A 24,309-nucleotide genomic window follows, 5' to 3' on the forward strand; every position below is an offset into this window, starting at 1 on the left:
AGGTTGCATGGAGCTAGTCAACGTTTGCACAAAATTGAGACAACCTTCTGTTGTATGTCGTATTTGAGACTTTCGAAAGAAAAAGGCCTGCCTTGCCTTCATTCGCAAGACAGGCCTGGACCAGTTTGCGGCCCGCGTCAGTGCGGCACCATTCCGGGGAACACATAGGCCTGCAAGACCGTCATCAGGCCCACGATGGCGGCAAACAGCAGACTGTGTTTGAGCGTGAAGCGGAACAATTCGGACTCCCGCCCGACCAGGCCCGTGGCTGCGCAGGCAACGGCAATCGACTGCGGCGAAATCATCTTGCCGGTCACGCCACCGGTAGTATTCGCGGCCACCAGCAAGGTATCGGATACGCCGACCTGGTGCGCGGTGGTGTTCTGCAGGGAGCAGAACAAGGCATTCGACGAGGTATCGGAGCCGGTCAGGAACACGCCGAGCCAGCCGAGGAAAGGCGAGAAGAACGGGAAGGCCGCGCCGGTCCCGGCCAGCACCAATGCCAGCGTGGAGGACATGCCCGAGTAGTTGGCGACGAACGCAAACGCCAGTACCAGCCCGATCGACAGCACGGGACGGCGCAGTTCAAGGACGGTGTCACGCAAGGCCCGCAAGCCGTTGCCCAGGCTAAAGCGCAGCAAGACCATCGACAGCAATGTCGAAACCAGGATCGCCGTGCCGACGGCCGAGACCAGGTCCAGCTTGAAGACCGCCTCATATGCCTTGGGCGCTGCGACGATCGGCGCCATCTTGACCACCATCATGTCCAGGTATGGGACGTGAAATTTCAGCACTGTGCCGGCCAATGCGCCTTTGGCAGCGAACAGCGCCTTGAACTGCGGCAGGCTCCACACCGTCACCACGGCGGTCAGCAGGCCGAATGGCGCCCAGGCACGCACCGTTTGCGCGGTGGTGTATGGCGATTGGCTGCGGCTGCGCGGCTGCGTGCCCGCTGCCGCAGCACCGCCGAACGGCGACATGGCCGCCGTGCCGCCGCCCATCGAAATGGTATTGCGTGCCCCGGCCTTGGCGCTGGCGGGTTGCCATACCTTCAGGAAGCCGGTCAGGGCGCCCAGGCTGACCAGGGCGGAGGTGATGTCCGGCAGTTCCGGGCCTATATAGTTGGAGGTGATGTACTGCGTGACGGCGAAACTGCCGCCGGCCACCAGCGCTGCGGGCCAGGTCTCCTTGATGCCGCGCTTGCCGTCCATCATGAACACCAGCCAGAAAGGCACCAGCAGCGACAGCAGCGGCAGCTGGCGGCCGGCCATGGCGCCGATGTTCATCGCGTCGAGGCCGGTGACCTGCCCCGCAACGATAATGGGAATGCCCATGGCGCCAAAGGCTACCGGCGCGGTATTGGCAATCAGGCACAGGCCGGCCGCGTACAGCGGATTGAAGCCCAGGCCAACCAGCAGCGCGGAAGTGATCGCCACAGGTGCGCCAAAGCCTGCCGCCCCTTCCAGGAAGGCGCCGAAGGAAAAGCCGATCAGCAGCATCTGCAGGCGCTGGTCGTCCGTAATCGATACCACCGACGCGCGGATGATTTCGAGCTGGCCGGTACGCTCAACCACCTTGTACAGGAACACCGCGCTGATAATGATCCATGCGATGGGCCACATTCCGTAAGCAAAGCCGTAGCCCGCAGCAGCCAGCGCCTGCGGCACCGGCATGCCATAACAGAAAATCGCGACCGCAAGCGACAATGCCAGTGTCACGGCGGCGGCGACATGGCCTTTGAGGCGCCAGACCGCCAGCGCGACAAAGAAAAAGAGAATGGGAATGGCGGCGACCAGGGCCGACAGCCCCAAGCTGCCCAACGGGGCATAGATCTGGTTCCAGGTTTGCATTTGACTCTCCTCCAATGGTTTGAAATTTTTCTTATGCCGGCGCCAGGCGCCGTAATGGGTGCAACAATCCTTATTCCGCCTGCCCCCTTTTCCGCAACAGGTCGGACAGGCTGCGCCTGGCCGGCACCAGCGGTGCACGGTGGCGTGTCCACCCCAGTTGGGAGGACGGAGCGAAGTCTCGCAGGCGGGTCGCCAGCCAACGGAACCAGCGATAGGCCGAGGGGCGCGCGAAGGCGCCGCTCCAGAAGCGCCACACCAGCCGGTCACCGCGGCTGAAGCTGGCCCCCTGGCCGCGCAGGGGATGCTCGACCTGCTGCGCAGGATCGCGGTTCGCCTCGGTGCGCAGCCGTACCAGCAACGACGGAATCGGAATGCGCACCGGACATACTTCGGCACAGGCGCCGCACAGGCTGGAAGCTGTCACCAGGTCGGCCGTCTCCTCCAGTCCCAGCAGATGCGGGGAGATGATCTTGCCGATCGGCCCCGGATACGTGGTGCCGTATGCATGTCCGCCCACCCGCTCATATACCGGGCAGTGGTTCATGCAAGCGCCGCAGCGGATGCACTGCAAGGTGGCGCGCAACTGCTGGTCGGCATAGGCCTGTGTGCGGCCGTTATCGAGCAGAACCACGTGCATTTCGCGTGGGCCATCCAGTTCGCCGGCCCGGCGCGGACCGGTGATCAGGTTGAAATAGGTGGTAATGGCCTGGCCGGTGGCCGAGCGTGTCAGCAGGCTCGCCAGCGGCACAATATGCTCCAGCCTCGCCACCACCTTCTCCATGCCCATCAGGGCGATATGCACATCCGGCACCGTGGTCGACAAGCGGCCGTTGCCCTCGTTCTCCACCAGCCACAGGGTGCCGGTATCGGCTGCCGCAAAGTTGACGCCGGACAGGCCGATATCCGCATCGGCGAATTTCTGGCGCAGGCTGCGCCGGCCTGCCAGGATCAGCGTGTCGACATCTTCGGTATAGGGCGTGCCGGGCAGGTGGCGTTCGAACAGGGCGCCAATCTCGGCGCGCGTCTTGTGCAGGGCCGGCATGACGATATGCGAGGGTTTTTCCTGCGCCAGCTGCACGATGTATTCGCCCATGTCGGATTCGATACAGTCGATGCCGCGTTCAGCCATGTAGTGGTTCAGTTCCACCTCTTCGCTGGCCATCGACTTGCCTTTGACGATGCTGCGGGCACCGTGGCGCTGCGCGATTTCATGGATGATGGCGTTGGCTTCGTCCGCCGTGGCGGCCCAGTGCACGTGCACGCCTAGCGCCTGCAGGTTGGATTCGAACTGCACCAGCAGGTCCGGCAGGTTGGCCAGCGCATGCTGGCGTATCGCTTCGCCCAGGTCGCGCAGCTGTTCCAGTTCGCCAGCGTCGGGGAATTGCTTGCTGCGCTTGGCCTGCAGGAAATCCATCGCGCCGCGCATGCTGGAGCGCAGGGCCTGGTCCTGCAAGGCTCCGCTGACCCGCTCACGAAAATCGGCAGGCGAAACAAAGTGCATTGGCCGCGCGTTCATGCCTGCACCTCCCTGTCGTCATCAACGATCACCACCCACAGTGCGGCTGGCCCGTGCGCGCCGTAGGCCAGGGTTTGCTGGATATCCGAAGTTTTTGAAGGGCCCGATACCAGCACCAGGTTGGTCGGCATGCCTGCGCACCAGCGCTCGGCGTGCACGGCCGCATGCAGGTCGGCATGCAGCGTGCTCGCATACACCAGCGCCACGTGCAGCGGCGGCACAAGCGATACGGTACGCGGCGTTCCCGCATCGGGCGCCAGCACCAGCGTGCCGGTGGTGGCGATTCCGGAACGCGCCACGGTAAAGCCTGCATCCACCGAGGAGAACAATGAATCCTTCCATGCTTCCAGCGGCTGCGCGAACGAGAGAGCCTGCATGCCGGCTGGCAGTGCGGCGGCAAGCGCCGTGCCTTCGGCTGTGGCATGGTCGAGCAGCAAGCGCTGCACGCCGGCCCGCCCAAGCTTGTCGGCCAACAGTGCGGGCCATTTCGCGGCGCTGCTGCGCCAGACTTCCGTGCGCACCGAAGCCATGACGCGCTCCATGACGTCCGCTCGCTGCTTCGGAGAGGCTGCGCGCAGGGCGCCATGTGCATGATGCTGGCTGATGCGCGACTCCAGGTCGCGGCTGTCCGGCGTCGCGGCCGGCACGGCAATGCGCAAGGCGCCCAGGATGCGCTCGCGGCTACCCATGCTGCTCATTGCGCACCTCCACCCTGCTCCGGCGCGGCGGCAAGGCCGTTCAGGCGCCGCCACAGGAAGCTGGCCATATGCTCCACTTTGAGCGGCGCTCCCTGGTGCTGGGCCGCATGACCAATATTCAGCAGGCAGCCGCAGTCGGCAGAAACCAGGCGCGTGCAGCCTGTCGCGCAGGCCGCAGCGATCTTGTCGGCGACCATCGCGCCGGAAATGTCGGGATGCTTGAGCGAGAAGGTGCCGCCAAAGCCGCAGCACTCCGATTCGCGCTGGTGCTCCACGCGTGTCACGCCAGGCAAGGAGTCGAGCAATGCCACGCCATGCTCCCTGGTGCCCATTTCGCGCCGGGCGCCGCAAGAGGAGTGCAGCACCACCTTTTCATCGCCCTGCGCAGGCGCAGCCTGGAAGTCGACGTGCAGTACATGCAGCAGGAATTCGCTCAGTTCGTAGATCCGACCTGCAAGCTCGCGTGCCTTGGCGGCAGCCTCCGGATCATCTTTGAACAGTTCGGGCCAGTGATGTCGCATCATGCCCGCGCAAGAGCCGGACGGCACGACGACAGGCCATGGCTGCGGAAACAAATCCAGCTGCGCGCGCGCCACGGCTTGCGCCTGCTCAGGGTTGCCGCTGCTGTAGGCAGGCTGGCCGCAGCAGCTCTGGCCGCGCGGGAAGTGCACGGTCACGCCTTGCTGCTCGAGCAGGCGTACCGCATCGAGTCCCGCTTCCGGCATGAACAAGTCGATCACGCAGGTACCGAACAGGTACACATGTTGATGGCGCTGGCTTGCCAGCGATGGGTAGTGTCGGGGCCTCATGGCGCGTCTCCTCTGTTTTGCTTATTCCGTCGACAGGTCCCATAATTCCCGCATGCCGGCGGCGCCGCAAACTGGTTGGACCATGCGCCGCAAAAGGAGATCGCCAAGATGAAAACAAGCGGGCTGGTAGAAGAGGTTCAACGCCAACTGGAAGTGGCGCTGCTGGATGGCCGCTATCCCGCCAACGCAAAGCTGCCGTCCGAGCGCGTGCTCGCCGAGCAGTTCTCAGTGTCGCGCAATACGATACGCGAGGCGCTGCAAAGAATGGTGGCACGAGGCCTGCTGCGCAGCCGCCCTGGCGCGGGCATGTTCGTGGGCGATCAACTACGCACCGGCAGCGCATCGCCGTGGGCGCAACTGGTCGTCGATCATCCGGTGCTATTGAGTGAGGTGCTGGAGTTTCGCCGTGTGCTGGAAGGCGCTACGGCCTATTACGCCGCACTGCGCGGTACTGATGAAGAGTATGCCGGCATTCGCGCCCTGCTGGCGGGACTTGAGCAAGCGCGCCAGGACGATCACGCCGCGAAGGAAGCGGCACTCGACGCGGAACTGCATGAGGCCATCGCACTGGCATCTCACAACAGCATGTTCCTGCACCTGCATGCCAGCGTGCTGGGAATACTGCGCGAACACATTACGCTGAATGGCTCCAATTTGCGGGCACTGGATGACGAGGTATCCGGCCAGCTATTGCAGCAGCACCGCGCAATCTGCCAGGCCATTTGCGCGCGCAAGCCCGAGGCGGCGCGCACCGCGATGCAAGCGCATATCGACTACGTGGCGGGCAAGCTGGAGGCGGCCTGACTGGTCCAACCAGTAACCCATCGGACGCGCAAAACAAAAAGCCCGCCGGCATTCATGCCTGGCGGGCTTTTCTAATAAGAGCCTGACGATAACCTACTTTCACACTGGTTGCAGCACTATCATCGGCGCAGAGTCGTTTCACGGTCCTGTTCGGGATGGGAAGGGGTGGGACCGACTTGCTATGGTCATCAGGCATGACTTGTCAACAATCGTGGAAGAAGTAAAGTTGGGGTAGTGTTCTCAAACACGGTAAGTGCTACATAACCGTCAAGGTTATAGGGACAAGCCGTACGGGCAATTAGTATCAGTTAGCTTAATGCATTACTGCACTTCCACACCTGACCTATCAACGTCCTGGTCTCGAACGACCCTTCAAGGAGCTCAAGGCTCCGGGAAATCTCATCTTAAGGCAAGTTTCCCGCTTAGATGCTTTCAGCGGTTATCTCTTCCGAACTTAGCTACCCGGCAATGCCACTGGCGTGACAACCGGTACACCAGAGGTTCGTCCACTCCGGTCCTCTCGTACTAGGAGCAGCCCCCTTCAAATTTCCAACGCCCACGGCAGATAGGGACCAAACTGTCTCACGACGTTTTAAACCCAGCTCACGTACCACTTTAAATGGCGAACAGCCATACCCTTGGGACCGGCTACAGCCCCAGGATGTGATGAGCCGACATCGAGGTGCCAAACTCCCCCGTCGATATGAACTCTTGGGAGGAATCAGCCTGTTATCCCCAGAGTACCTTTTATCCGTTGAGCGATGGCCCTTCCATACAGAACCACCGGATCACTATGTCCTACTTTCGTACCTGCTCGACTTGTCGGTCTCGCAGTTAAGCACGCTTATGCCATTGCACTATTAGCACGATGTCCGACCGTACCTAGCGTACCTTCGAACTCCTCCGTTACCGTTTGGGAGGAGACCGCCCCAGTCAAACTGCCTACCATGCACTGTCCCCGATCCGGATTACGGACCAAGGTTAGAACCTCAAACAAACCAGGGTGGTATTTCAAGGATGGCTCCATAGGAACTGGCGTCCCTACTTCAAAGCCTCCCACCTATCCTACACAGATTGGTTCAAAGTCCAATGCAAAGCTACAGTAAAGGTTCATGGGGTCTTTCCGTCTAGCCGCGGGTAGATTGCATCATCACAAACACTTCAACTTCGCTGAGTCTCGGGAGGAGACAGTGTGGCCATCGTTACGCCATTCGTGCAGGTCGGAACTTACCCGACAAGGAATTTCGCTACCTTAGGACCGTTATAGTTACGGCCGCCGTTTACTGGGACTTCAATCAAGAGCTTGCACCCCATCATTTAATCTTCCAGCACCGGGCAGGCGTCACACCCTATACGTCCACTTTCGTGTTTGCAGAGTGCTGTGTTTTTATTAAACAGTCGCAGCCACCAGTTTATTGCAACCTTTTCGCCCTTCCACAGTAAAGTGGTCAAGCTACCGAGGCGTACCTTATCCCGAAGTTACGGTACCAATTTGCCGAGTTCCTTCTCCCGAGTTCTCTCAAGCGCCTTAGAATACTCATCTCGCCCACCTGTGTCGGTTTGCGGTACGGTCTCGTATGACTGAAGCTTAGAGGCTTTTCTTGGAACCACTTCCGATTGCTTCGCGAGCAAGCTCGCTCGTCCCAGTCCCTTGAATTACGCGCCCGGATTTGCCTAAGCGCCTTCTATGAACCAGGAACTGCCTATTCCAACAGGCAGACAACCTTCCGCGATCCGTCCCCCCATCGCATCATACGACGGTGCAGGAATATTAACCTGCTTCCCATCAGCTACGCATCTCTGCCTCGCCTTAGGGGCCGACTCACCCTGCTCCGATGAACGTTGAACAGGAAACCTTGGGCTTACGGCGTGCGGGCTTTTCACCCGCATTATCGCTACTCATGTCAGCATTCGCACTTCTGATACCTCCAGCATCCTTTACAAGACACCTTCGCAGGCTTACAGAACGCTCTCCTACCATATCCTTGCGGATATCCGCAGCTTCGGTGACTGGCTTAGCCCCGTTACATCTTCCGCGCAGGACGACTCGATCAGTGAGCTATTACGCTTTCTTTAAATGATGGCTGCTTCTAAGCCAACATCCTGACTGTTTTAGCCTTCCCACTTCGTTTTCCACTTAGCCAATCTTTGGGACCTTAGCTGGCGGTCTGGGTTGTTTCCCTCTTGACACCGGACGTTAGCACCCGATGTCTGTCTCCCAAGCTCGCACTCAACGGTATTCGGAGTTTGCAATGGTTTGGTAAGTCGCGATGACCCCCTAGCCATAACAGTGCTCTACCCCCGTCGGTGATACTTGAGGCACTACCTAAATAGTTTTCGGAGAGAACCAGCTATTTCCAAGTTTGTTTAGCCTTTCACCCCTATCCACAGCTCATCCCCTAATTTTTCAACATTAGTGGGTTCGGTCCTCCAGTGCGTGTTACCGCACCTTCAACCTGGCCATGGATAGATCACTTGGTTTCGGGTCTACACCCAGCGACTGGCGCCCTGTTCGGACTCGATTTCTCTACGGCTCCCCTATCTGGTTAACCTCGCCACTGAATGTAAGTCGCTGACCCATTATACAAAAGGTACGCCGTCACCCCTTACGAGGCTCCGACTGTTTGTATGCACACGGTTTCAGGATCTATTTCACTCCCCTCCCGGGGTTCTTTTCGCCTTTCCCTCACGGTACTGGTTCACTATCGGTCGATTACGAGTATTTAGCCTTGGAGGATGGTCCCCCCATGTTCAGACAGGATTTCTCGTGTCCCGCCCTACTTGTCGTACGCTTAGTACCACCGCTCTGATTTCGTGTACGGGGCTATCACCCGCTATGGCTCCTATTTCCAGAGGATTCCACTATCAGAACGACTATCACGTACAGGCTCTTCCCATTTCGCTCGCCACTACTTTGGGAATCTCGGTTGATTTCTTTTCCTGCAGCTACTTAGATGTTTCAGTTCGCCGCGTTCGCTTCACACACCTATGTATTCAGTGAGTGATGACCTATAAGGCCGGGTTTCCCCATTCGGAAATCTTCGGATCAATGCTTGTTTGTCAGCTCCCCGAAGCTTATCGCAGACTTCTACGTCCTTCATCGCCTGTAATCGCCAAGGCATCCGCCATGTGCACTTAGTCACTTGTCCCTATAACCTTGACGGCTACAGGTTCAAGCACTTACTACTGTGTTTGATGAGTTTTACTACTACCCTAAGTAATATCTTTCGATATCGCTTAATAAAACTTTTACTTCTTCCAGATTGTTAAAGAACGTTACTACTCAAACCTAAACCCGAAGGCTTACGTTTGACCAGTACCTAACAACAGCCGATAAGTGTGAACGTTTGAGTCTGATGCCGACTCTAGAAAGGAGGTGATCCAGCCGCACCTTCCGATACGGCTACCTTGTTACGACTTCACCCCAGTCACGAATCCTACCGTGGTAAGCGCCCTCCTTACGGTTAAGCTACCTACTTCTGGTAAAACCCGCTCCCATGGTGTGACGGGCGGTGTGTACAAGACCCGGGAACGTATTCACCGCGACATGCTGATCCGCGATTACTAGCGATTCCAACTTCATGTAGTCGAGTTGCAGACTACAATCCGGACTACGATACACTTTCTGGGATTAGCTCCCCCTCGCGGGTTGGCGGCCCTCTGTATGTACCATTGTATGACGTGTGAAGCCCTACCCATAAGGGCCATGAGGACTTGACGTCATCCCCACCTTCCTCCGGTTTGTCACCGGCAGTCTCATTAGAGTGCTCTTGCGTAGCAACTAATGACAAGGGTTGCGCTCGTTGCGGGACTTAACCCAACATCTCACGACACGAGCTGACGACAGCCATGCAGCACCTGTGTGCAGGTTCTCTTTCGAGCACTCCCGGATCTCTCCAGGATTCCTGCCATGTCAAGGGTAGGTAAGGTTTTTCGCGTTGCATCGAATTAATCCACATCATCCACCGCTTGTGCGGGTCCCCGTCAATTCCTTTGAGTTTTAATCTTGCGACCGTACTCCCCAGGCGGTCTACTTCACGCGTTAGCTGCGTTACTAAGTCAATTAAGACCCAACAACTAGTAGACATCGTTTAGGGCGTGGACTACCAGGGTATCTAATCCTGTTTGCTCCCCACGCTTTCGTGCATGAGCGTCAGTTTTGACCCAGGGGGCTGCCTTCGCCATCGGTGTTCCTCCACATCTCTACGCATTTCACTGCTACACGTGGAATTCTACCCCCCTCTGCCAAACTCTAGCCTCGCAGTCTCCATCGCCATTCCCAGGTTAAGCCCGGGGATTTCACGACAGACTTACGAAACCGCCTGCGCACGCTTTACGCCCAGTAATTCCGATTAACGCTTGCACCCTACGTATTACCGCGGCTGCTGGCACGTAGTTAGCCGGTGCTTATTCTTCAGGTACCGTCAGCAGATCTGGATATTAGCCAGACCCTTTTCTTCCCTGACAAAAGAGCTTTACAACCCGAAGGCCTTCTTCACTCACGCGGCATTGCTGGATCAGGGTTGCCCCCATTGTCCAAAATTCCCCACTGCTGCCTCCCGTAGGAGTCTGGACCGTGTCTCAGTTCCAGTGTGGCTGGTCGTCCTCTCAGACCAGCTACTGATCGTTGCCTTGGTGAGCCTTTACCTCACCAACTAGCTAATCAGATATCGGCCGCTCCAGGAGCACAAGGTCCGAAGATCCCCTGCTTTCATCCTTAGATCGTATGCGGTATTAGCGTAACTTTCGCTACGTTATCCCCCACTCTTGGGTACGTTCCGATATATTACTCACCCGTTCGCCACTCGCCGCCAGGCCGAAGCCCGCGCTGCCGTTCGACTTGCATGTGTAAAGCATGCCGCCAGCGTTCAATCTGAGCCAGGATCAAACTCTTCAGTTCAATCTCTGTTTTTCGATATTGCTACCGAGGTCACTCACTCAAAATACTGACGAAATCTCTTTCGAGATTTACGTTTATTTTGTGCGAGCGTTATAACGTATATTTTGAGCATCGGACCCGAAGGTCCGGGCATATCGTCAAACGCCCACACTTATCGACTGTTGATTTTTAAAGATCGCTGCCTGTTTGTTCGACGAAGCGTTGTGTTCGTCAGCAGCAGAGAAGCGAGATTATGCGGTACAGCGTGCAACTCGTCAACCCCTTCTTTTTCGCTTCGCTGCGTTGTCGTTTGACTGCGCTGCGTTGCGAGGGACAGAACTATAGCCGACCGGCTCCCAGAGCGCAAGGGGTATCTGGCATCTTGTTTGCTTGCTTAACAATGCAACGCGTCTGGCAATCTGCTTTTGTTCAGTTTTGACACAGGTGCTACATTAAAGAAAGCCGCAAAGGCTGCTGGGGGAGACATGCAACAGGAAACTGTTCCAAATGTGAACAACGCAATCATCGAGACTGCGCACCTGCGCTCACGCACTTATGGCCTCGATCCGTGCAGCGACGTAGACCTGGGCCCCATCGACCGCTGCTCCCTATCCAATATCATTGAGCAGAACCGCTTGTTGCACACGCATGCCGTGCCGGCAATGGAAACGCTCTACCAGCAGATCGTGAACACTCACAATATGGTGATCCTGACGGACGCCAAAGGTGTGATCCTACACTCCCTTGGCGACGAGGACTTTTTGGAGAAGGCCAATCGGGTCGCCTTGCAGGCCGGCGCCACCTGGTCCGAGCAATGTAAAGGCACCAATGCGATCGGCACCGCCATCGCCGAAGCCAAGCCGGCCCTGGTGCATGCTGATCAACATTTCCTGCAAGCCAACCACTTCCTGACCTGTTCCGCGGCACCAATTACCGACCATGCCGGCAATGTGATTGGCGTGCTCGATGTCTCGGGCGACCAGCGCTCCTTCCATAAGCACACCATGGCCCTGGTACGGATGTCGGCCCTGATGGTGGAGAACCAGCTGTTTGCCGCCGCTTTCGAAGACGTCATTACCCTGCACTTCCACGCCCGTGCTGAATTTATAGGCACCCTGATGGAGGGCATCGCCTCATTTACCCCCGGCGGCCGCTTCATCGCAGCCAACCGCGCCGGCCTATTCCAGCTTGGCCTGTCGTTCGCGGCGCTGCAGTCCCATACTTTCAGCTCCCTGTTCGGCCTTCCGGTGTCGGCGCTGTTCGACCATTACCGCACTGCGGCGCCGGGACTGCTGGACCTGTGCCTGCATAGTGGCGTGCGCGTGTTCGGCCGCGCCCAGCTTCGGTTGGCCAACAACCACTTCCAGCACCCGATCATTTCGGCGCGCGAGGAAAGCCACCCGGCGCAGACCAATCCGGCCCACACGGCGCGCCGCCTGTCCGGCCTGCGCTACCTGCGCACCGGCGACCAGCAGCTTGAGGCGGTCATCGACAAGGTCACCCGCGTGCTGGGCAAAGACATCCCGATCATGATCATGGGGGAGACTGGCACCGGCAAGGAATTGCTGGCGCAAGCCATTCACAACGACTCGCCGCGCGCCCAAGGGCCATTCGTGCCGGTCAACTGCGCCTCGATTCCAGAGACCCTGATCGAGTCGGAACTGTTTGGCTATGAGGACGGGGCGTTCACCGGTGCGCGCAAGAAGGGCGCAGTCGGCAAGATCCTGCAGGCGAATGGCGGCACCCTATTCCTCGACGAAATTGGCGACATGCCCTTCCCATTGCAAGCCCGCCTACTGCGCGTGCTGCAGGAACGGATGGTCACGCCACTGGGCAGCGACAAATCGATTCCGGTAAATGTGGAAGTAATCTGCGCCACCAACCACAACCTGCGCGACCGCATGGCCAAGGGCCTGTTCCGCGAAGACCTGTATTACCGCCTGAACGGGCTGGTTGTGAAATTGCCGCCGCTGCGCGAACGCACCGACCTCGAGACCGTGGTCAACAAGATCCTGACGACCGACAGTGGCGGCAAGCGCTATACCGTCGCGCCAGACCTCATGCAGCTCTTCCTGCGCCATAAATGGCCGGGCAACTTCCGCCAGCTTACCAACCTGCTGCGCACCGGCGTGGTCATGGCCGGCGACGAGGACGAGATCGGCCTGCAGCATATGCCGGACGATTTCCTCGACGACATGCGGGAGGCCCAGGTGGAGTTTCCTGTTGCTGCTGCCGCTGCCCCTGCCGCCGCCAGCGTAGCCGCCACTGCGGCCACCATGCCTTGCACCGGCGCGCGGCTGGAAGACATGGAGCAGGCCCTGATCGTGCGGACCCTGGAAGCGCATGGCGGCAATGTCTCCGCCACGGCACGCGCCCTGGGCGTTTCGCGCAACACGATCTACCGCAAACTGCCCCATCTCAAGTAGGCCGGTTAGAAGAACAGGATGCCGCCGAAAGCGGCGCCATTCATCTTTGCCTCGCCACCGGTGAAGGATTTCGAGCGGGTCTGCCCCACTTCGCCCACCAGTGTTATTGCGCCGGTCAGCGCGTAATAGGCGCCAGCCGTGAGGTTGGCGTTCGACTTCAACCCGTTCGTTCCCGCAGTGTTGTCGTCGTTCTTGCTGATGCCATACCCTAGGCCCAGCTTCAGCTTTTCGCTAGCCTTGAACGTGCCCTGCAACAGCCAGTGCTTGCTGCGCACATTCCCCTGGTCCGCATCCGACAGCACACCGAGGCCCTTGCCGCCCTCGTAGTTCGCCAGCAGTCCGAAGGCACCCTGCTGGAACGAAGCTCCCGCCTCCCATCCGGACATGGTGAAGTCGCTGGCCCCGACTGCGACCGCCTTGAACTTCTGCGACTTCGCCCCGATCCACGCCTTCAGCAGGCCATCGGCGTAAGTCAGCTGGGCCTGGACCTGCGGATTGGAACGCGTCGAATACTGTGCCGCAGACACGATTGGTGAATCCGCCACCGGATTGAACACGCCGGCATCGACGCTGAACCCGGACAGCTTGGGCGAGCTGTATGCCATTTGCCCGTAGTAGCCAACGTAGGCATAGCCCGCACCGATATGGCCCAATGAGACCCGGCCGCGCTGGGTAGCCTGCACCGGTGCGCCGGCGCCGATCAGCGTCATGTCGCCGAAGATGGCGTTGGCGCCGAAGATGCCGTTGTCCCGCCCCAGCTTGAAAGTCCCCAGGTCAGCATTCCCGAAGCTGAAATACGCCTGGCGCACGTCGACTTCACTGTTCTGCGCGATGGCGCTGTCGGTTGCCGTTGCGTGATAGATGCCAATGTGCGCCTTGATGTCGAAGCCGGACTGCTTCGTGGTGGCTGAAGTAACCAGTCCATTCGGCAGCAAGCCGTTGCCGATGGTGGTGCGGCGATCTTCTCCACCGCAGCCGATGCCTTCAGTCGCCAGCGCCAGGCCGCCCACTGCATCGCCGCTGCACGACACATACGTATAGTACGCGTTGACGATGCCGCCAACATTCACGTTCCAGTCGCCGGCCTTGATATCCACGGCATGGACTGCAGGGGCCAGCATTGCGCCGGCAGTGGCGGCAAGCACGATCTTCTTCATTGTTGTCTCCTCGGTTTGATTGATGGATGCTGCACAAGGGACAGGGCAATTTGCGTGCCGGTTCGGCGCGCTAGGGAGCGTATGAAGAATTCGCTCCGACCTGCGCAATATCGGATCAGCGCTGTTCAAAAAAAAAGCGGCCCGCAGGCCGCTAATGCAACACATGGAGATCGTTTATTTCGGCGCCAGCTTGAAGACCCACACCGAGCCACCCTGTTCAAGCAGATTGACTTTCTTCGCCACTTCGCCGCCCCACAGCGGCACCGCACCGCCCCAGCCGGAAACCACGGCCACATATTGCGTGCCGCCGTCCTGCCAGGTAATTGGCGGCGCCACCACGCCGGAGCCGGTCTGGAACTTCCACAGTTCCTTGCCGGTCTGCGCATCAAGCGCCTTCAGGTAGCCTTCCGGCGTGCCATAGAACACCAGGCCGCCGGCAGTCGCCATCGCACCGCCCCACAGTGGAGCGTTGTTCTTCACTTCCCACTTGATCTTGCCGGTTTTCGGATCGATCGCGCGCAAGGCGCCGATGTAATCGTCGAACAGCGGCTTGATGGTGAAGCCAGCGCCGAGGTAAGCACCGCCTTTCTTGTAGCTGATCGGCTCATTCCAGATATCCATGCCCCATTCGTTTGCCGGAACATAGAACAGCTTTGTCTGCGGGCTGTAAGCCATCGGCTGCTGGTTCTTCGCGCCAAGGAAGGCCGGCGCCGCGAAGACCGATGCGCCTTTCTTGCCTTCTTCGCCTTTGGTCGGGTCGCCTGGACGGCCTTCGACGATGTAGTTCGGACGGCCGGTCTTCAAGTCGATTCCGCTAGCCCAGGTGATCTTGCGAACGAAGGGGAAAGCGTTCTGCAGCTTGCCGTCGTTGGCATCGATCACATAGAAGAAGCCGTTGCGGTCGGCCTTGCCGCCATAACGCTTGCCATCCATGTCGAAGGTAACGAACTCGTTGGCGCCATCGAAGTCCCAGGCGTCGTTCGGCGTATTTTGGTAAGCCCATTTGATGGCGCCAGTCTTCGGATCAAGTGCCACGGTGGACGAGGAATACAGATTGTCGCCGGGGCGCAGGTGGCTGTTCCATGGCGCCGGATTGCCGGTGCCAAAGTAAGCCAGGCCAGTCTTCGGATCGTAGGTTCCGCCCATCCAGGTAGACGCGCCGCCGGTCTTCCACAGCTCGCCCGGCCACGACTGGTTGACCGAGCCGGTAACGCCGGTCTCCGTTGCCTTGCCTTCGCTGTCGTACTTGTAGCCCATATGCCCCTCGACCGTCGGGCGCATCCACAGCAGCTCACCCGTCTTCGGGTCGCGGCCTTCCACACGGCCGACGATGCCGAACTCGCCGCCCGAAACGCCGGTCAGCAGCACGCCATTGGCGACCAGCGGCGCGGCAGTCATCGAATAGCCCGCTGCGTAGTCGTCCACCTTTTCCTTCCAGACTACCTTGCCGGTTTCCTGGTCCAGTGCGACCAGCTGCGCATCCAGCGTGCCGAAGATCACCAGGTTGTCATACAGCGCCGCGCCGCGATTGACCACGTCACAGCAAGGCATGATGGCGTCCGGCAGGCGATGCTCATACTTCCACAGCTTGCTGCCGGTCTTGAGGTCGATGGCGAAGATGCGCGAGTAGGACGCGGTCACGAACATCTTGCCGTTGTAGATCAGCGGCTGCGATTCCTGGCCGCGCTGCTTCTCGCCGCCGAACGAGAACGACCACGCCGGCACAAGGCGGCTGACGTTCTGCGTGTTGATCTGCTTCAGCAGCGAATAGCGCTGCCCTTCCGAGCCCATGCCGGAGGAAAGCACGCTGCTGGTGTCCTTCGCAGCGTTATCCAGCATTGTCGTGGTCACGCTGGCAGCCTGCGCCAGCGTCGCCGCCCCCAGCAGCATTCCGATGGTGATGTATTTCACGTCCTGTCTCCTTTTTTATGGTCTATTTGCCCGAGTGCCGTGCACTCCTCGTCGGTGAACAGGCGCGAACGAAGCAGGAAGCGTTTGCCGGTGCCGTTATCGAGCGAGAACATGCCGCCGATGCCGGCCACCACATCCACGATCAGTTGGGTGTGTTCCCAGTACCCGTACTGTTCAAGCCCGATATAGAAAGGCGCGCCGCCCAGGCTGCCGAGGTAGACGTCGGTCTCGCTGACGTCGAACTCACCCGCCGGATAGCACATCGGCGCGCTGCCGTCGCAGCAGCCGCCCGACTGGAAAAACATGATCGGTCCGTGCCGCTGGTGCAGCTGGTCGATGAATTCCAGCGCCGGTGCGGTCGCCGTGACCCTGGCAATTGCGTTATCCATGCTTCGCCCCGCCTTTCCTGCCTCAGAAGAAGCCCAGCGCGTTAGGGTTGTAGCTGACCAGCAGGTTCTTGGTCTGCTGGTAGTGGTCGAGCATCATCTTGTGGGTCTCGCGGCCAATGCCCGACTGCTTGTAGCCGCCAAACGCAGCGTGGGCCGGATAGAGGTGATAGCAGTTGGTCCAGACGCGGCCAGCCTGGATGGCGCGCCCCATGCGGAAGGCGCGGCTGCCGTCGCGGCTCCAGACGCCGGCGCCCAGCCCGTAAAGGGTGTCGTTGGCGATCGCCAGCGCTTCGTCTTCATCCTTGAAGGTAGTGACCGATACCACCGGGCCGAAGATCTCTTCCTGGAAGATGCGCATGGTGTTGTCGCCTTTGAATACGGTTGGGCGCACGTAGTAGCCGCCTTCCAGGTCGCCAGCCAGCACTTGGCGCTCGCCGCCTGCCAGCAGTTGTGCGCCTTCCTGGCGGCCGATGTCCATGTAAGACAGGATCTTTTCAAGCTGCTCCTGCGAAGCCTGGGCGCCGATCATGGTGCCGTGGTCCAGCGGGTTGCCTTGCTTGATCGCTGCCACGCGTTTCAGCGCGCGTTCGATGAAGCGTTCGTAGATCGATTCCTGGATCAGCACGCGCGATGGGCAGGTGCAGACTTCGCCCTGGTTCAGCGCGAACATGGCGAAACCTTCCAGGCATTTGTCGAAGAAGGCGTCGTCGGCCGACATCACGTCTTCGAAGAAGATGTTGGGCGACTTGCCGCCCAGTTCCAGCGTGACCGGGATCAGGTTCTGCGCCGCATAGCCCATGATCAGGCGGCCGGTGCCGGTTTCGCCGGTGAAGGCCACCTTGGCGATACGCTTGCTCGAAGCCAGCGGCTTGCCCGCTTCCAGGCCGAAGCCGTTCACCACATTCAGCACGCCAGGCGGCAGCAGGTCGCCGATCAGCTCCAGCAGCACCATGATGGAGGCCGGGGTTTGCTCGGCTGGCTTGAGCACGACACAGTTGCCGGCGGCCAGCGCAGGGGCCAGCTTCCATACCGCCATCAGGATCGGGAAGTTCCATGGAATGATCTGGCCGACCACGCCGAGCGGTTCATGGAAGTGATAGGCATAGGTCTCGGAGTCGACCTGCGCGACCGTCCCTTCCTGGGCGCGGATGCAGCCGGCGAAGTAGCGGAAATGGTCGATCGCCAGCGGAATGTCTGCCGCCATCGTTTCGCGGATCGGCTTGCCGTTGTCGATGGTTTCAGCGGTCGCGATGAGCTGCAGGTTCTGCTCCATGCGGTCAGCCATCTTGTTCAGGATATTGGCGCGCTCGGTCGGCGAAGTCTTGCCCCATGCAGCCTTGGCGGCGTGCGCGGCGTCCAGCGCCAGCTCGACATCCTCGGCGGTGGAGCGTGCGATCTCGCAGAAAGGCAGCCCGGTGATCGGCGTGATATTGGCGAAGTACTCGCCTTTGACCGGCGGGACGAATTTGCCGCCGATGAAGTTGTCGTAACGGGTCTTGAAGGGATTGGCGACGCCCAGTTTGCTGATGTCGGCGAGATTCATGTCGTCCTCTATATTGAGTGGTTGTGGGTACTGCCTTATTCGCAATTGCCGTGCCAGCGGGTTTTGCTCCTCGGCCGAAGCGACGTGCAACAACAACTGCTCCAAACTTGAACAACTGTTGCGCAATTCAACGGATCACCACGCCCCAGGGCAGCTCACCGACCGGGATATCGGCCACCTTGCGTGCGCTGGCGGTATCGATCACCGAGACATTGTTGGAGCGGCCGTTGGCAACATAGAGCTTGCTGCCGTCCGGAGTGATAGCCATATTCCAGGGACGCTTGCCGACTGCAATCGTGGCCGTGACTTCATTGCGGGCGGTATCGATTCGCATCACGCTGCCGTCCATCCCGTTGGAGACGTACACGCTACGCCCGTCCGGGTGGACGGCGATGCCGTTTGCATTGCGTCCGGCGGGAATGGTGGCCAGCGTGCGCAGCGTGGCCGGGTCGATCACGTACACTGCATTCGCCATCTCGCACGCGACGTACACCCGGCTGGAATCGGGCGCGAAGCCGATCCCGCGCGGGCGCAGGCCTACCGCGACGGAGCCGGACTGGCGGCGCTGCGCCACGTCAATCACGTCGACCTGCTCCGCCTCCTCGGCGCTGACATAGAGGTAGCGGCTGTCCGGGCTGAAGACTGCGTGCTCCGGATTGCGGCCTTGCACCGGGATATCCGCCAGCCGCGCGTGGGTGACGGCATCGAACAGCGCCACGCTATTGCCCTCTTCCACGGCTACCGCCACCAGCTTGCCGTCCGGCGAGACGCTGACGCCCTCCGGCGAGCGCCCCAGCGCCAGCGTTACGCTGCTGCCCGCCATGCTGTCGATGGCCAGCAGGCTGCCGCTGGAGGCATCGCTGACAAAAAGCTGGCGCCCGCCCGGATCAATGCCGATGCCGCGCGGCCGTTTTCCGGCATTCAACTGGCGTACCACGCTATCGGTTGCGGTATCGATGACGCTGATGGTGCCGGACTTCTCGTTCGGCACATAGGCGAATGGCGCGGCAAAAGCGAGGCTGGCGGCGCCTGCAGCACACAATGCTGCGAACGGGTTTGCCTTCATGATGTCTCCTTTGGTATGGTGTGTGCCCGTTAGTTATGCAAGCGATATGCCAGCAAACGTGCGGCCTGTCGTTGGCTTGGCAGGCATATTGCTTATGTGATCGGGAGACCCGCGCAGCGGGCACGCTGAACCGATCCGAGGAGACTGAACATGAACCCCATTCGCTTGAACGCCATCGCCGCCCTGCTGGCCAGCCTGTTTTCCCCCATGCTGGCGCATGCTGCGTCGGCCGAAGCCACGCCGGAAGGCGCTGCGATCGCCGACGTTGTCGTCATCAGCGGCAGCCGCGTCGAGCATTCCAGCTTCGACCTGCCGGCCGCGATCAACGTGCTCGATGCACAGCACATCCGTGACGGACAGTTGCGCGTGAATGCCTCGGAGTCCCTGGCCGCCGTTCCAGGCGTGGTGGTGCAGAACCGGCAGAACTACGCACAGGACTTGCAGGTTTCTTCGCGCGGGTTTGGCGCCCGGTCGGCTTTCGGCGTGCGCGGCGTGCGCCTGATCACAGATGGCATCCCGGCCAGCATGCCGGACGGCCAAGGCCAGGCCGCTACCTTCAACCTGGACATGGCAGAGCGCATCGAGGTGCTGCGCGGCCCCTACTCCGCCATCTACGGCAACCATGCCGGCGGCGTGATCCAGCTCTTTACCCGCGACGGCGAAGGTGCGCCGACGGTGGAAGCCAGCTTTGCCGCTGGCAGCGACGGCCTGCGCAAGACCGACCTGAATGCGCAAGGAAGCGCTGCCGGCATAGGCTATGTGCTGGATGCCTCGCGCTTCGATACCGATGGTTACCGCGACCACAGCGCCGCCCGCCGCGACCAGGCGATGGCCAAGCTGACCATGCAGCCGCTACCCGGTGCGAAGCTGGTGCTGGTCGCCAACGGTCTGCGCCAGGAGGACACGCAAGACCCGCTGGGCGTAACCTGGGCCACTTGGCAACGCGACCCGCGTGCCGGCGAAATCGATGCCACCGACACGCAAGTACCCAAGCGCACGCTGGCGGAGCGCTATAACACCCGCAAGAGCATTGACCACCAGCAGGGAGGCGCCAGCTGGGACCAGCGCTTCGAGTCAGGCCGGCTGCACGTCGGCCTGTGGGGCGGCAATCGCCGCGTGACGCAGTTCCAGGCGTTTTCCAAAGGCTTCCAGGCGCCGGCCAGCCATTCGGGCGGAGTGGTCGACTTCGACCGCGATTTCTACGGCACCGACATCAACTGGCAGGACATGCGCGAACTTGCCGGCGGCAGGCTGACGACCACGGTGGGCGTCGAGTACGGCCGATCGAGCGATGACCGCAAGGGGTATGAGAATTTCATCGGCAATACGTTCGGCGTGCAGGGCAAGCTGCGGCGCGACGAGAACGACGTGGTGTCGAACACCGATCCCTACCTGCAAACGGAATGGCAGGGCGAACGCTGGCAGTTCACCGCGGGCCTGCGCCACAGCCGCATGCGAGTATCAGTGGACGACCATTTCCTGGGCAATGGCAATGACAGCGGCGCCCTGCGCTACAGCCGGACTACGCCCCTGCTGGGAGTTTTGTACAAGCTGTCGCCGGCGGTGAACCTGTATGCGACGGCGGCGCGCGGCTTCGAGGCGCCAACCTTGAATGAGCTGTTCTATTCCGGCACCGGCGCCGGTTTCAACTTCCAGTTGCGGCCAGCGCGCAGCACACACATCGAAGCAGGCATCAAGGCACGTGCCGGCGACACCCGAATCGATGCCGCATTGTTCCAGGTGCGCACGCACGATGAACTGGTGGTCGATGCTTCGAGTGGCGGCCGCACCAGCTACCGCAACGCCAGCGAAACCCTGCGCCAGGGCGCCGAAGTATCGTTGGACAGCAAGCTGGGGGCTGGCTTCAGCGCGCGCGTGGCAGCCACCTTGCTGAAGGCGACTTACGAAAAGCCCTTTGGCAGCGTGCGTGAAGGCGCCCGTTTGCCTGGCGTGCCGCGCGCCAGCCTGTTTGCCGAACTGGCATGGAAGTCCAGCGGCGAGCACTTCACTGCAGCGTTGGAATCGCTTTCGGTGGCGAGCGTGTATGCCGAAGATGCGAATGCCGACAAGCCAGCGCCTGGCTACAGCATCCTGAATGCGCGTGTGGTCGCAAAGCAGTCGACAGGCGGATGGCGCATCAGCGAATTTGCGCGCCTGAACAACCTGGCCGATCGCCGTTACATCGGTTCGGTGATTGTCGGCGACAGCAACAAGCGCTATTACGAAGCCGCTCCCGGACGCAACTGGGTGATGGGCGTCAGCGCCCAGTACCAGTTCTAGTAATTGATGCGCAGCCCGGCTGTCACCGTGCGTGGTGCGCCGGGCGCCACGAAGCGGGCCTCTTGCGCCGGGCCTGTGGAGAAGAAGTCGGCAGCCATCGCGCCGAAGGTTTCATATCGGCGATTGGTGGCGTTATTGATACGCACCTGCCATTCCCATTTTTCATTCGGACGGTAGCTGGCTTGCAAGCCAAGCAGGGTATGGCCGCCAACGCGCCAGCCCGGCCGCGCGCCATCTTCGTTGCCAAGGATGGCCATGCTGGAGGCGGCGTGCAGGGTAGCGCTCAATGACAGTGCCTCCGACACGTGCCAATCTGCGCCAAGCTTGAAAGTGTGGCGCGGCAGGCCTGCCATCCGTGTGCCTTTCCGTACCGTCACGTCGCGGCTACCGGTGAACAGGCTGCCATCTGCGCCGTACACGGCATCGAGGAAGCTGTAGACAATCGTCAACTGCACACTGGCGGCGCGCAAGCTGGCCGTGATGTCTGCCCCTTGATGCCGTGTGCGGGGAAAGTTGGCAAAGTAGCCGTGCTGGGAGACGCCGGCTGTGCGGAACAGGATGTCGTCCCTGTTTTGCGTGCGATAGATGGCCAGCGAAGCTTGCTGACCATCCTGCTTCCAGCGAGCGCCAGCTTCCACGGTACGTGAAAAGACCTGCTTCAGGTATGGGTCCGATTGCAGGCCGACTGGCAAGCGGCAGGGTTGCTCGGGGTCCGCGCATCCCAGTTCGATCACGGTCGGTACGCGGTTGCTTTGGGAGGCATTGGCGAACAGCGTGAGCTTCGGGGCCGCCTGGTAGGTCACGCCGAGCGCTGGATTCAGCTTACGGTAGGTGAAGCGTTCGTGCTGCCCCGCGCCGTCATCGTGCCGGATGGTGTTTGACAGGCGCGACCAGGCGTAACGCGCGGAGGCGGTCAGGGACCAGTCACTGCCAAGCGTCCAGGTATCGCTGGAGAACAGGGAAGCGCTGCGTGCCATACCATCGACAGCTGCTTCCAGTTCCGGCTCGCTGCCGGGCAGCGCCAGCACTTCGCGCCGTGCGCCGAACTCCCCGGCCTGGCTGAACTGCGCGAAGGATACGCTGCTGCGGTCAAACGTCGTCCCAAGCGCCAGCCGGTGCGCACCGAGTGTACGCTGCCAGCTCGCATTTGCGCCCTGGCTGCGCTGCCGTGTCACGGCCGTGTTGAAGCTGGCGGGTACCGGATCGCCGCTACTGCCGTCTTCTGCGTCGTCGCCGACATCGCCGTTCACGCCATCGCGCCGGCTACTGCGGGCGTAAGCGGACAAGGATAGCTGCGCTCCCCCATCGAGATGCCTGAGCAGGCTGGCCTGCACCTGGCGCAACTGGTTGCGGCTGCGGTCAGGACTGGTGTACACCGCCCGCCGGTCGGCTTGGTACAAGCCGTCCGGCAGCAGGCCGTTCCCCACCAGCCGACTGCCGCCTGCCAATACCGATATGTCCCATTCGAAAGGCCCCGCGCTGCGCCCTGCCTTGGCGAACAGCCTGGCCAACTGCCCCCGCGAGTCGGCCCGCCAGCCGCGGTCGTGGAACAAGGTGGCCGCCACATAGCTGTGCCATCCGCCATCGCTATGCGCTCCGTGCGACAGCTCCACTTGCCGACGTCCATAGCTGGCGCCAGTGACGCTGATGCTGCCGCCCGGATCATCCCGTCCATTGCGCGTCACCAGCACCAGCGCCCCGCCCAGCGTATTCAGTCCATACAGCGGGTTCGATCCCGGCGCCAGCAGCACTTTCCCGATGGCGGCTTCCGGCAGCATGTCCCAATTCACGACATCGCCGAACGGCTCGTTCACCCGCACGCCGTCGAGATAGACCGACAATCCCTGCGCAGTGCCAAGCAGCGGCGACGCCCGGAAGCCCCGATACGTCACGTCATGCTGGTAGGGACTGCCGGAAACCTCATTCAGGTTGACGCCCGCTAGCGTGCGCGCCATGGTTTCCGCCAGGGTCTCGCCCTGCAGCGGTACTGCGCCAAGCTGCACGGCATACGGCAGCAGACGGCGGTCGGTGACGAGGGCGGCAACAGGTGCAATGCCGACGATCTCCACCGACGGAATTCCGCCGCCCGCACCGCCTCCCTCGCCACGCGCTGCCGCCGCAAGGAGCGCCAGCAGCCCGCCCAAGGCGCTGCGCTTCATGGCTTTGCCAGTTGCACGCCATGGCGCGCAAAGATCTCCTTCAGCTCACCGCTGGCAGCCAGTTCATTCAAGGCCGCCTGCAGTTTGCGCGCCGCCTCAGTATTGTCCTTGCGCACCGCCATGCCAACCGCCCACCCGGCGCGCGGCAGGCGCTGGAAACTGACCTGCTCCACCGGGAAAGCAGGGTCGCCTCGCAATTCGGATTCGATCTCCGAGCGCGTCGCCAGCACCGCATCCAACTCACCGGCCTTGAGCTTTTGCAGAGCCTCGGCCGCCGTGTGGAACAGATGCACCTGGTCGCGGAAACGCCCATTCCCCTCCCCCAGCATCACCATGCCCGCCAGGGAAACCTGCTCCACCCCAATGCGCTTGCCCGCGAGGGAAGCCATGCCATCGAACACGGGAATGCTGCGTGCACTGCGCACCAGGCGCACTGCCTCCACGTGGTAGGGCGCGAAGATCTCCACCTTGTCGTTGGACGCCATCAGCGCGCGGTCCACCGGTACGTGCAGCATGACGTCCGCCGGGCCGTAGCCCAGGTAGTGCCCCTTCCATACCATATTACGCAAGTCGTCGTTCAGGTTTTCACCCGCAGGGAAAGGCAGCAGGCTCAGTTTCAGCGACAGCTTGCGGGCCAGGGCCGCAGCCAGGTCGACATCGACGCCATGGCCTTTGTCGGAGAACGGGGCGAACTCCTGGTAGACGGCGACCTTCAGGATGCCGGTTTCAGCATGTACCGGCAGTGCAGCCACCAGCAAGGCGCAGCAGATCAGCAGCATAGCGCGGAGGCCGCGCAGGCGCAGGATAAGCATGGCGGCCTCG

The 24,309-nt window shown here is 61.0% G+C and carries 14 protein-coding genes and 3 rRNA genes; 3 read left to right on the forward strand and 14 right to left on the reverse strand.

The annotated features are described in order from the left end of the window. Positions 1 to 137: 137 nt before the first annotated feature. The 4 genes from ACN9MW_RS30820 to ACN9MW_RS30835 form a co-directional block, all read right to left on the reverse strand. On the reverse strand, positions 138 to 1,850 hold the full coding sequence (locus tag ACN9MW_RS30820) for a lactate permease LctP family transporter (protein ID WP_426166183.1): 1,713 nt from the start codon (positions 1,848 to 1,850) through the stop codon (positions 138 to 140). A gap of 70 nt (positions 1,851 to 1,920) precedes the next feature. Then, the gene (locus ACN9MW_RS30825) at positions 1,921 to 3,366 is read right to left on the reverse strand and encodes a LutB/LldF family L-lactate oxidation iron-sulfur protein (protein WP_426166186.1); all 1,446 of its coding nucleotides are present in this window, start codon (positions 3,364 to 3,366) and stop codon (positions 1,921 to 1,923) included. Then, complete coding sequence (locus tag ACN9MW_RS30830; RefSeq protein ID WP_426166188.1) at positions 3,363 to 4,064, reverse strand: LutC/YkgG family protein; 702 nt, start codon at positions 4,062 to 4,064, stop codon at positions 3,363 to 3,365. The genes ACN9MW_RS30825 and ACN9MW_RS30830 overlap by 4 nt, the downstream gene beginning before the upstream one ends. Beyond that, the gene (locus tag ACN9MW_RS30835; RefSeq protein WP_426166191.1) at positions 4,061 to 4,873 is read right to left on the reverse strand and encodes a (Fe-S)-binding protein; all 813 of its coding nucleotides are present in this window, start codon (positions 4,871 to 4,873) and stop codon (positions 4,061 to 4,063) included. Before ACN9MW_RS30835 ends, ACN9MW_RS30830 begins: the two co-directional genes overlap by 4 nt. 108 nt (positions 4,874 to 4,981) lie before the next feature. Here ACN9MW_RS30835 and ACN9MW_RS30840 point away from each other — a divergent pair, with 108 nt between their 5' ends. Beyond that, positions 4,982 to 5,677 carry a FadR/GntR family transcriptional regulator gene (locus tag ACN9MW_RS30840; protein WP_426166194.1) on the forward strand — a complete coding sequence of 232 codons (696 nt, stop codon included), beginning with the start codon at positions 4,982 to 4,984 and terminating at the stop codon, positions 5,675 to 5,677. An 80-nt stretch (positions 5,678 to 5,757) separates the two neighbouring features. Here the strand turns inward: ACN9MW_RS30840 and rrf are convergent. The 3 genes from rrf to ACN9MW_RS30855 form a co-directional block, all read right to left on the reverse strand. Continuing rightward, positions 5,758 to 5,870: ribosomal RNA gene (rrf, locus tag ACN9MW_RS30845) — 5S ribosomal RNA — on the reverse strand. 84 nt (positions 5,871 to 5,954) lie between these two features. Then, a 23S ribosomal RNA gene (locus ACN9MW_RS30850) occupies positions 5,955 to 8,826 on the reverse strand. Between the two features lie 220 nt (positions 8,827 to 9,046). Next, positions 9,047 to 10,577 (reverse strand): 16S ribosomal RNA (locus tag ACN9MW_RS30855). The 16S, 23S and 5S rRNA genes sit together here, the layout of an rRNA operon. Before the next feature lie 464 nt (positions 10,578 to 11,041). On the opposite strand from ACN9MW_RS30855, the gene ACN9MW_RS30860 reads away from it, so the two are divergent. Further along, complete coding sequence (locus ACN9MW_RS30860; protein ID WP_426166197.1) at positions 11,042 to 12,982, forward strand: sigma-54-dependent Fis family transcriptional regulator; 1,941 nt, start codon at positions 11,042 to 11,044, stop codon at positions 12,980 to 12,982. A gap of 5 nt (positions 12,983 to 12,987) precedes the next feature. Here ACN9MW_RS30860 and ACN9MW_RS30865 read toward each other — a convergent pair whose 3' ends face one another. The 5 genes from ACN9MW_RS30865 to ACN9MW_RS30885 form a co-directional block, all read right to left on the reverse strand. After that, positions 12,988 to 14,139 carry a porin gene (locus ACN9MW_RS30865; RefSeq protein WP_426166199.1) on the reverse strand — a complete coding sequence of 384 codons (1,152 nt, stop codon included), beginning with the start codon at positions 14,137 to 14,139 and terminating at the stop codon, positions 12,988 to 12,990. 174 nt (positions 14,140 to 14,313) lie between these two features. Then, positions 14,314 to 16,029, reverse strand: coding sequence for a PQQ-dependent methanol/ethanol family dehydrogenase (locus ACN9MW_RS30870; RefSeq protein ID WP_426172347.1), 1,716 nt, complete (start codon positions 16,027 to 16,029; stop codon positions 14,314 to 14,316). A gap of 17 nt (positions 16,030 to 16,046) precedes the next feature. Beyond that, on the reverse strand, positions 16,047 to 16,439 hold the full coding sequence (locus tag ACN9MW_RS30875) for a DUF779 domain-containing protein (protein WP_426166202.1): 393 nt from the start codon (positions 16,437 to 16,439) through the stop codon (positions 16,047 to 16,049). Positions 16,440 to 16,461: 22 nt separating this feature from the next. Continuing rightward, the gene (gene adh / locus ACN9MW_RS30880) at positions 16,462 to 17,982 is read right to left on the reverse strand and encodes an aldehyde dehydrogenase (RefSeq protein ID WP_426166204.1); all 1,521 of its coding nucleotides are present in this window, start codon (positions 17,980 to 17,982) and stop codon (positions 16,462 to 16,464) included. Between the two features lie 127 nt (positions 17,983 to 18,109). After that, complete coding sequence (locus tag ACN9MW_RS30885; RefSeq protein ID WP_426166206.1) at positions 18,110 to 19,048, reverse strand: beta-propeller fold lactonase family protein; 939 nt, start codon at positions 19,046 to 19,048, stop codon at positions 18,110 to 18,112. A 150-nt stretch (positions 19,049 to 19,198) separates the two neighbouring features. Between ACN9MW_RS30885 and ACN9MW_RS30890 the strand changes: the two genes are divergently transcribed. Then, positions 19,199 to 21,328, forward strand: coding sequence for a TonB-dependent receptor family protein (locus ACN9MW_RS30890; RefSeq protein ID WP_426166209.1), 2,130 nt, complete (start codon positions 19,199 to 19,201; stop codon positions 21,326 to 21,328). On the opposite strand, the gene ACN9MW_RS30895 is transcribed toward ACN9MW_RS30890, so the two are convergent. Both ACN9MW_RS30895 and ACN9MW_RS30900 read right to left on the reverse strand, forming a co-directional pair. Continuing rightward, positions 21,325 to 23,487 carry a TonB-dependent receptor gene (locus ACN9MW_RS30895; protein ID WP_426166212.1) on the reverse strand — a complete coding sequence of 721 codons (2,163 nt, stop codon included), beginning with the start codon at positions 23,485 to 23,487 and terminating at the stop codon, positions 21,325 to 21,327. The two genes, ACN9MW_RS30890 and ACN9MW_RS30895, sit on opposite strands and share 4 nt — an antisense overlap. After that, positions 23,484 to 24,299, reverse strand: a complete 816-nt coding sequence (locus ACN9MW_RS30900; RefSeq protein ID WP_426166214.1) for a substrate-binding periplasmic protein — start codon at positions 24,297 to 24,299, stop codon at positions 23,484 to 23,486. The genes ACN9MW_RS30895 and ACN9MW_RS30900 overlap by 4 nt, the downstream gene beginning before the upstream one ends. Positions 24,300 to 24,309 lie beyond the last annotated feature (10 nt).

It is taken from the genome of Pseudoduganella sp. R-34, from assembly GCF_049904655.1.
Lineage (GTDB): Bacteria > Pseudomonadota > Gammaproteobacteria > Burkholderiales > Burkholderiaceae_D > Rugamonas.